This window comes from Thermostichus sp. OS-CIW-31 (assembly GCF_054060305.1).
In genome coordinates, this window is sequence record NZ_JBSSDA010000044.1 from 1 (window position 1) to 1,030 (window position 1,030).

The window sequence follows — 1,030 nt, forward strand, 5'->3', positions numbered from 1 at the left end:
GGGGGATCCACCAATGCTGTTGAAGCGTCAGGTCAGGCCATCAGCCACGCACCGCAGGCGCTACCTCCACCGCCGCCAAATCCAGCGGGAAGTTGTGCGCATTCCGCTCGTGCATCACTTCCATCCCCAGGTTCGCCCGGTTCAGCACATCAGCCCAGGTCCCCACCACTCGACCGTTGCTGTCCACAATCGACTGGTTGAAGTTGAACCCGTTCAGGTTGAACGCCATGATGCTGATCCCCAGCGCCGTAAACCAAATCCCAATCACCGGCCAAGCCGCCAGGAAAAAGTGCAGGCTCCGGCTGTTGTTGAACGACGCATACTGGAAAATCAACCGGCCAAAATACCCGTGCGCCGCCACAATGTTGTAGGTCTCTTCCTCTTGCCCAAACTTGTACCCCAGGTTCTGAGACTCCTCTTCCGAGGTCTCCCGAATCAGGCTCGAGGTCACCAGCGACCCGTGCATGGCACTAAACAGCGCACCCCCAAACACGCCAGCCACGCCCAGCTGGTGGAACGGGTGCATCAGGATGTTGTGCTCTGCCTGGAACACCAGCATGAAGTTGAAGGTCCCCGAAATCCCCAGGGGCATCCCATCCGAGAACGACCCCTGCCCAATCGGGTAAATCAAAAACACTGCTGTGGCCGCTGCCACCGGCGCAGAGTAAGCCACCGCAATCCAGGGCCGCATCCCCAAACGGTAGCTCAGCTCCCATTCGCGTCCCATGTAGCAGAACACCCCAATCAAAAAGTGCAGCACAATCAGCTGGTACGGACCGCCGTTGTACAGCCACTCGTCCAGTGAGGCGGCTTCCCAAATCGGGTAAAAGTGCAGGCCAATGGCTGCCGAAGAGGGCACTACAGCCCCAGAAATGATGTTGTTCCCGTACAGCAAGGAACCGGAAACGGGCTCGCGGATGCCGTCAATGTCCACCGGCGGAGCCCCAATGAAGGCGATGATAAAGCAGGTGGTGGCAGTCAGGAGGGTGGGAATCATCAGCACCCCAAACCAGCCAATGTAAAGGCGGTT

1 protein-coding gene is annotated in these 1,030 nt (G+C 58.6%); it reads right to left on the reverse strand.

The genetic code is table 11. From position 1 onward, the window contains the following. Positions 1 to 40: 40 nt before the first annotated feature. Positions 41 to 1,030, reverse strand: a 990-nt coding sequence (gene psbA, locus ACVWY9_RS14085; RefSeq protein WP_457389033.1) for a photosystem II q(b) protein, incomplete at its 5' end; no start/stop codon positions are given.